Source organism: Streptomyces sp. NPDC004561 (assembly GCF_053602155.1).
Genome location: NZ_JBSGDB010000684.1, coordinates 1 through 3,616, shown reverse-complemented (window position 1 = coordinate 3,616; position 3,616 = coordinate 1). Strand labels below are relative to the sequence as shown.

At 72.9% G+C, this 3,616-nt stretch carries 3 protein-coding genes; 1 reads left to right on the top strand and 2 read right to left on the bottom strand.

What is annotated here, in order from left to right; translation table 11 throughout:
- Positions 1-58: 58 nt before the first annotated feature.
- Positions 59-241 (bottom strand): hypothetical protein, encoded by a 183-nt coding sequence (locus ACWEN3_RS43525; protein WP_452983401.1) that lies wholly within the window; start codon positions 239-241, stop codon positions 59-61.
- Between the two features lie 456 nt (positions 242-697).
- Positions 698-1,864: a xylose isomerase gene (gene xylA, locus ACWEN3_RS43520; RefSeq protein WP_452983398.1), complete on the bottom strand. Its 1,167-nt coding sequence runs from the start codon at positions 1,862-1,864 to the stop codon at positions 698-700.
- Between the two features lie 117 nt (positions 1,865-1,981).
- Here xylA and xylB point away from each other — a divergent pair, with 117 nt between their 5' ends.
- Positions 1,982-3,427, top strand: coding sequence for a xylulokinase (gene xylB, locus ACWEN3_RS43515; protein ID WP_452983395.1), 1,446 nt, complete (start codon positions 1,982-1,984; stop codon positions 3,425-3,427).
- The last annotated feature ends 189 nt before the right edge of the window (positions 3,428-3,616 follow it).

Sequence of the window (3,616 nt, the reverse complement as noted above, 5' to 3'; positions counted from 1 at the left end):
GCCCCCGGCCGCGTGTCCGGCCGGGCACGGGCGCCTCAGCGGCCCGCGCGACGGCGTCTCAGCGGCCGAGTTCCTTGCGGGTGACCCTGCGGAGCCTGCGCCGCTGCGAGGGGTCCAGCGTCAGGTACGCGACCACCGGAACCCCCACAACGATGAGGAACGTCACCCACCAGGGCAGCCATATCAGCAGGATCAGACCGACCGCCACACCCCCTGCGGCGATCTTCGCGTTCTTGGACATGAGCGTCGCCTCCTTCGCGGCCACTGCCGCTCTCTGCTCTGAAAACGGCCTTCCGCTCGCCGCGGTTCCGGGACTCACCCCTGAGACATCCCTGAGGCGCGCCCCCTAATGGGCCCGATGGCCCCACAGGTCGACCGGTACCCGTCGAACAGATTGTGGAGTGCCTCAGGCCCCGGCGCCAGCACAAGGGTCCACCGTCGCCGCGCCGAGTCCCCGGCGGCTCCGCCTCGGTAGTCGGATTCGGCAGGTGCGCTGCCCTTCTCCGGGCACGGACTCCCGTGCGCCCCGGAGCCGATACACGCAGGGATGTGACGTTCCGTGATTCGGCGGGACCCGACGGGCATCACGCGCGTGGACCACGACACGCTCACCCCGGCGACCAGGGACAGACCCGGGCCGGGGAGCGCGGCGTGGACCGCCCTCCCCGGCTCCTGTCGCCCGGTGCGCGCGTGGCCGTCAGCCACGTGCCCCCAGAAGGTGGTCCATCGCCAGCTGGTCGAGCTGCTCGAAGGCCATGCCGCGTGCGGCGGCCGCCTCCACGTCGAAGTCCTCGAACGCGCTGCGGTCGGCGAGCAGAGCCTGCAGGCCGTCGGCCGCGGTCGGCTGGGCCAGCTGGTCCAGGCGTGCCGCGCGAAGCGCCTCCTGCACCTCCGGGTCGGCCCGGAACGCGGCGGAACGCTCCTTGAGGATGAGGTAGTTGCGCATGCAGCCGGCCGCCGAAGCCCACACGCCGTCGAGGTCCTCGGTCCGCGGCGGCTTGAAGTCGAAGTGCCGGGGACCCTCGTAACCGGCGCTCTCCAGAAGGTCGACCAGCCAGAAGGCCGCCCGCAGGTCGCCGGCGCCGAACCGCAGGTCCTGGTCGTACTTGATGCCGGACTGGCCGTTGAGGTCGATGTGGAAGAGCTTGCCCGCCCACAGGGCCTGCGCGATGCCGTGCGGGAAGTTCAGGCCGGCCATCTGCTCGTGGCCGACCTCCGGGTTGACACCGTACAGCTCGGGCCGCTCCAGGCGCTCGATGAACGCCAGGGCGTGGCCGACGGTGGGCAGCAGGATGTCGCCGCGGGGCTCGTTGGGCTTGGGCTCGATGGCGAAGCGGAGGTCGTAGCCCTGGGCGGTGACGTACTCGCCGAGCAGGTCGAAGGCCTCCTTCATGCGGTCGAGGGCGGCGCGCACGTCCTTGGCGGCGCCGGACTCGGCGCCCTCGCGGCCGCCCCAGGCGACATAGGTCTTCGCGCCGAGCTCGGCCGCCAGGTCGATGTTGCGGATCGTCTTGCGCAGCGCGTAGCGGCGCACGTCGCGGTCGTTGGCGGTGAAGGCGCCGTCCTTGAAGACGGGGTGCGTGAAGAGGTTCGTGGTGGCCATCGGGACGGCCATGCCGGTGGCGTCCAGGGCCTGGCGGAACCGCTTGATGTGCGACTCCCGCTCGGCGTCCGATGCGCCGAAGGGGATCAGGTCGTCGTCGTGGAAGGTCACCCCGTGGGCGCCGAGCTCGGCCAGGCGCTGCACCGTCTCGACCGGGTCGAGGGCACGGCGGGTGGCGTCGCCGAACGGGTCCCTTCCCTGCCAGCCGACGGTCCACAGGCCGAAGGTGAACCTGTCGTCGGGGGTGGGCTGGTAGCTCATGCGCTGGCTCCTCGGTGCGTTCGACTATTTCGTCATGGCCGTTTACAAATTAGTATGCGGGCGCATGCCTGGGAAGAGACAAGATGTCCTTGAGAGCCGCGGAACAGGGAGAGTCCGATGTCAGCAGCCGAGGGTCCGCTCGTCGTCGGCGTGGACACGTCCACCCAGTCCACGAAGGCCCTGGTCGTGGACGCGGCCACCGGACAGGTGGTGGCGAGCGGCCAGGCGCCGCACACCGTCACCTCGGGCGCGGGCCGGGAGAGCGATCCGCGTCAGTGGTGGGACGCCTTGTGCGAGGCGCTGCGCCAGTGCGGTGACGCGGCCCACGAGGCGGCCGCCGTGTCGATCGGCGGCCAGCAGCACGGTCTGGTCACGCTCGACGAGCACGGCGAACCGGTGCGTCCGGCCCTGCTCTGGAACGACGTCCGCTCGGCGCCGCAGGCCCGCCGGCTGGTGGAGGAGCTGGGCGGTCCGAAGGCCTGGGCGGAGCGCACCGGGAGCGTGCCCGGCGCGTCTTTCACGGTCACGAAGTGGGCCTGGCTGGCCGAGCACGAGCCGGAGGCGGTCCGCGCGACCAGGGCGGTGCGGCTCCCCCACGACTACCTCACCGAACGCCTGACCGGGCAGGGCACCACCGACCGCGGTGACGTGTCCGGCACCGGCTGGTGGGCGTCCGGCACGGAGCGGTACGACGAGGAGACCCTCGCGCACATCGGGCTCGACCAGGCGCTGCTGCCCCGGGTGGTGCGGCCGGGCGAGGTGGCCGGCACCGTGCGCGACAGCCATGATCTGCCGTTCTCCAAGGGCACGCTGGTGGCCCCCGGCACCGGCGACAACGCGGCGGCGGCGCTGGGCCTCGGGCTGCGGCCGGGCACCCCGGTGCTGAGCCTCGGCACGTCCGGCACGGTGTACGCGGTCTCCCGGCACCGCCCGGCCGATTCGACCGGCACGGTGGCGGGCTTCGCCGACGCGCACGGGGACTGGCTGCCGCTGGCCTGCACCCTGAACTGCACGCTCGCCGTGGACCGCGTCGCGGCCCTGCTGGGCCTGGACCGCGAGGCGGTGGCGCCCGGCGGCTCGGTGACGCTGCTGCCGTACCTGGACGGCGAGCGCACCCCGAACCTGCCGCACGCCTCCGGGCTGCTGCACGGACTGCGCCACGACACCAGTTCGGGCCAGCTGCTGCAGGCCGCGTACGACGGCGCGGTGCACGCGCTGCTCGGCGCCCTCGACCTGGTCCTCGACGAGGACGCGGACCGCGACAGCCCACTGCTGCTGATCGGCGGCGGCGCCCGTGGCGCGGCCTGGCAGCAGACCGTGCGCCGGCTTTCGGGGCGGCCCGTCCAGGTCCCGGAGGCCAGGGAATTGGTCGCCCTCGGCGCCGCGGCTCAGGCGGCCGGACTGCTGACCGGCGAGGACCCGGGGGCGGTGGCCCGCCGCTGGAACACGGCCGCGGGCCCGGTGCTGGAGGCCGCGCGGCGGGACGAGGAGACGCTGGCCCGGATCAGCGGGGTACTCTCCGACGCGGCCCCGCTGCTGGAACGGGGGACGGAATCCCGCTGAGCCACCCGGCCCAGCCATGGACCAAGGATTGACGGAGGCATGACCGCACCGCTGCACGAGACGCGCCCGCCGGGCGTCGGCCGGTCCCTGCCGGACACCCAGCAGGGCATGCGCCGGCGCAACCTCGCCCGGGTGATGCACGCGGTGAGATCGGTAGATGACACGTCAGTACTCCAGTCACCTCTTCAG

Coding starts and splice junctions, on each gene's coding strand:
- ACWEN3_RS43525 (WP_452983401.1), bottom strand. CDS start 241: ATGTCCAAGAACGCGAAGATCGCCGCAGGGGGTGTGGCGGTCGGTCTG.
- xylA (WP_452983398.1), bottom strand. CDS start 1,864: ATGAGCTACCAGCCCACCCCCGACGACAGGTTCACCTTCGGCCTGTGG.
- xylB (WP_452983395.1), top strand. CDS start 1,982: ATGTCAGCAGCCGAGGGTCCGCTCGTCGTCGGCGTGGACACGTCCACC.